At 65.1% G+C, this 4,395-nt stretch carries 3 protein-coding genes; 1 reads left to right on the forward strand and 2 read right to left on the reverse strand.

What is annotated here, in order from left to right; translation table 11 throughout:
* On the reverse strand, positions 1-2,501 hold a 2,501-nt coding region (locus M3498_04480; GenBank protein MDQ3458553.1), incomplete at its 3' end, for a hypothetical protein.
* Between the two features lie 152 nt (positions 2,502-2,653).
* Positions 2,654-3,652 (reverse strand): LacI family transcriptional regulator, encoded by a 999-nt coding sequence (locus tag M3498_04485; GenBank protein MDQ3458554.1) that lies wholly within the window; start codon positions 3,650-3,652, stop codon positions 2,654-2,656.
* Positions 3,653-4,181: 529 nt separating this feature from the next.
* Between M3498_04485 and M3498_04490 the strand changes: the two genes are divergently transcribed.
* Positions 4,182-4,395: hypothetical protein (locus M3498_04490; protein MDQ3458555.1), on the forward strand; the 214-nt coding region annotated here is incomplete at its 3' end.

A 4,395-nucleotide genomic window follows, 5' to 3' on the forward strand; every position in this document is an offset into this window, starting at 1 on the left:
TCAAGGCGAACACGGTAAATTTCCCGCGGCAACCCGCTCAAGCTGAGCTCGCCCGCGACCGTCACTGGAGCGGGGTTATACAAGCGAACGATAAGACTATCCCTGTCTTCCGCATGTTTAAAGGCGCTCAAGACCAGAGGCGGGGAGAGCTCGAGCAGGCTCGCCACCCTACCCGCCTGGCTCGCCAACGCGCTGCGGGGTGGCGCGGTGAACGCCTGCGCCTGCGCGATGAGGCCAGTCTCCCACCAGGGTCCCGTAAAGGAGTAAAGGGCGAGCTCGATGCGCTGCGGGCCCAAGCACTGGCCCTCCGGCGTCGGCAAGTTCGGCCCCGCGCCCTGCGGGCGGGACAGCAGGTCCTCCCTGGACAGCCAGCCGACGGCGCGGACTAACGTCACCGCGAGGTCGAGGCCATCTTTCGTGGGGATGGCTTCGTACTCAGGCACGCCCTTGTTGAGGAGCGCCAGACCCCTGGTTTCGTCACCCACTGCGATGAAGTGACGCTGGTGGTTGGTCGGCTGGGGTTGCTGGAACCAGCCCTTGCCTTCCGGGGGACGAGCGGAGCGCTCGAGCACGTCAAAGTGGCCGTCCGCCCACACCCGGTCGCTGTGGCAACCGCTGGCGAGCCGCAAGCGCAGGCGGTGGTCCTCGGCGTGGTTGCTGAAGGCGACGGTGAGGCGCAGCAGGGGGCTGGCGGCGTGAAGCGTCAGCTCGAGGCGAAGCGGCAGCGTCACCGAGCCCTCGCGCCGCTTCCTGTCGCGGGACAGGCGTTGAGGCAGCGCGAGTCGGTAGCCGAGCTCGAGAGTGCTGACGACCGGGCCGGCACGTAAGGTGGGCGCGCTCTCGGGCTCGCGGGTGAGCAGGGGCTCGTCGCCGGGGATCGGGGAAAAGTCGTACTCGTCCCCGGCGTCGGCTACGTCCTCGAAGCGAAGGTCGAGAGGGTAGCTCTGCCCCGAGGCCTTATCGGTCAGGGTGAGGCTCCCGCTCTCGGCAACCGTCACGCCCAAGAAGGCGTTCTCGAGGCTGCGGCCGGAAGCCCGGAGGTCGCTGCTGAGCGCATGACCGGCACGCTGCCCCAGGGTGTACGTCGCCAGCCCAAAGGGTGGGAGGTCGGCCAGGAAGTGAAGCGTCGCCCTGTCGACCATCAGGTCCGAGCGACCGGGGGCGTACACCCTTTCGGTCTGCGCTTGGAGAGGTAGGGCCTCACCGCCTGCACCGAGGACCTGCAGATTGTCTCTCTTGCCGGCGGGGAGGTCCAGGCTCTGCTCGACGACCGCACGGCAGGCGTAAGGAAGCGGGTTGAACACCACCAGCACCTCCTCGCCCGGGGTACCCGCGAGCTGCTCGAGGGCGCGCGCGCTGAGCCGCTCGCCGAGCTGCATGACGCCCGCGAAGCGCGTCATCATCTCGCGGTGTACGGCATCAACCGAGCAGCCGCAGATCGAATCGTGCGGGTGGTTCTCCAGGAGCAGCCGCCAGGCCTGCCAGAGGAGCGCCTGGGGGTAAGCCTCACCTTTCAGCCAGGCCAGCGCGGACAGCGGTTCGGCGTAGCGCTCGAGCAGGGTCTCGGCCTGGTGGTTGGCCCTCTTGAGGTAGAGCCGCGCCGACAAGACCCCGCTCAGGATGTGCTGGTAACGGCTGCCGCGAAATTCCCCCTGGTGGGTTTCCAGACTGTCCGAGGCCAGGGTTTGAGAGGATTGTCTCGCCGCTTCCACAAAGTCCTCGAGGTCGCTCTGGACGAAACGCACCTCGGGAATGCCGGCGCTTAGGTCCGCGAGGATCTGCCGCAGGTTCCGCTGCGGGAAGAGGTGGTCGGAACCGTTGAGGAGCAGCAGTGCCTCACCAGTGCTGTAGGCGGTGGCGCCGCCCTCAAGCCTGGTGATGCTGTCTCTGAACCACTCGGGCAGGTCGGCGATGTCCGTGCCGTCCGTGCCGAAGAGTACCGCCCGGGCTTGCCTCACCGCCCGGTCGGCATCGTAGGGGTCGCCGAGCTCCCAGTCGAGATGGCCGACGCCCGCCAGGGGTGAGTAGGTGCCGGTGAGGTGAACGGTGAAGGCCTCGCTCTTGCCATCGGCCGCCAGCCAGGAAAACTCGCCCCTCAGGCGCTCGCCTTCATCGCCGACACCCCGCTCGAACACGATGTTGTCAATGCCGAAGCCGCGCATCAACAGGGGTAGTTGTGAGATGTGTCCGAAGGAGTCCGGACTGTAGCCGACCGGCATGGGCTCGCCGAAGCGGCGGCAGACCTTGCGTCCGAGCATCAGGTTGCGCACGAGCGCCTCGGGGCTCACCAGGAACTCGTCGGCCAGCACAAACCAGGGGCCGATCCTGAGCCGGCCGGAGCGGACGTGCTCCGCGATCTCCCCTTCCCTTTCAGGGCGGACGGCGAGGTAGTCCTCGAGCACGATGGCCTGGCCGTCGAGGCTAAAGCGGCAGTAATCGCTGTCGCTACGCAAGATGTCCAGGACCTTGTCGATGACCTCGACGAGGCGTGCCCGGAACACCTGGTAGGGCTGGTACCACTCCCGGTCCCAATGGGTGTGTGGAACGACGTGCGCAGTGAAGCTTCGTCTGCTCGAGGGTTGCGGCACTAAGGCTTCCTCCTGAGGGCGGCTTCCAGTCTGAAGCTGCCTTGTCAGCTTGCCAACAACGCGCATCAGCTCGACTCCCGGGCGACGAGCCGGTGCGGCACGATCCATCGAGCAGTGGTCTCAGCGCCCTCCCTGACGGCCGTGAGCAAGAGCTCGACTGACTGCCGCCCCAGCTCGTACGCCCCCAGCTCGACGCTGCTCAGGCTGGGCGCGGTGAAGCTGGTGAGGTCGTCATTGTTCATACCGATGAGGGCGACATCCTGTGGCACACGCAGGCCCCGCTCGCGCAGCAGGCGCAGGGTGCCGACGGCCTGCGCGTCGCTGGCGGTCATCAGGGCGCGAAAGCCGAGGTGCTGGTCCAGGAGCTCGCCGAGGCGCGTATAGGCAGCGTCCGCCGTACCCTCGAGGAAGTGCAGGAGCGCCGGATCGGGCTCAAGACCGGCCTGCTCGAGCGCCGCCCTATAACCTCGGGCGCGGTCATGGGTGAAGGTATGGTGGGCCGGGCCGTTCAGGAAGAGCACGGGCGCGCGCGCCCGCTCGAGCAGGTGCCAAGCGGCGTCGAAGCCGACCTGCTTGTTGTCGTTGTCGACGCTCATCGCGGTGTCCTTGGCGCCCCGGCCCAGCACCACGTGGGGAAAGGCCGCGGCGCTGAGGACGTCGAGCAGAGCCAGTTCGCTGGTGGGGTTGAGGAGGATGACGCCGTCCGCCCACCGCTCGTAGATGAGGCGTTTCAGGACAGCTTCCGCTTCGGCCTCGTCCTCCAAGACGGAGAAGGCGACGGTGTAACCTTGCTCCCGCGCGAGGTCGTGGACGCCGTAGCTGAACCTAGAGAAGAAGCCGCTGGAGAGGGCGGAGTCGCTAAAGGGGTTCAAGAGGTGGATGGACCAGGTGAGGCCGCTCGACAGGCTCCGCGCGGCGCGGCTGGAGTAGTAATCGAGCCGCCGGACCACCTCGAGCACCCGCTCTCTGGTCGCCTCGCGCACGCGGCTGTCGCCGTTGAGGGCCAAAGAGGCGGTGGCTACGGACCCGCGGGCATGTTTGGCAATATCCCGGATAGTGCTCACCGCTCCCTCCCCGTACGGGCAATCAAACCGGTTCGACCCAGTAGAACCCCACGAACTTCCTGCTTTTCCACCCTTTGCCGCTCGAGACAAGCTTTTGAACCGGTTCGATTCTACTGCGGCACCCCCACGCTGTCAACGCCAGCATCTTTCATGCAGCAATTCGAAATGAACGTTTCATGAGAACCCTAGCCGCCCCTTCCCTTTCTATCCTTCAGAGACACTGCCCACCACGGGCTTTCCTAAAGATGAGGCCGTTCGAAGAAGGCGCGATCACGTTGTGACGGAACAGCCGCAAAATTTAGCCTACTAAGCGTGTGCTAGACGAGGCGCTGATGACTCCAAAGAGATTTGTGTAGAGGCCCGAACTTGCCTCCCCGCCTCTTCAAATGCTTCGGCTTCGAATGCGTCCCTGACACGCCTTCTAGCTTCATTTCGAATTGCTGGGTTCGCAAGCTCCCTTTTATCTTTGGGAAGTCACCATCATAGGGTTCATCCATCTTCTTTGATGCGACACGCTCTAGATATAGAGGTGTTCCTCGAGAAGGACTGGAGGGAGTTTCTGGGGCTAGGTGTCGCTGCTGCTCAAGGGACGCTGAATCCACTTCACGACGGTGTACGTAACGTTCGACCCACTGGGGAAACGGGTGGCATTTTTGTTTATCAGGCGCAGCGCGAGAATCACTCCGAGGTTACGTGGCATGATTCGGAGGCGATGGGTTGGGTGCGTGAAGCGTTGATGGCTC

The organism is Deinococcota bacterium, from assembly GCA_030858465.1.
GTDB lineage: Bacteria > Deinococcota > Deinococci > Deinococcales > Trueperaceae > JALZLY01.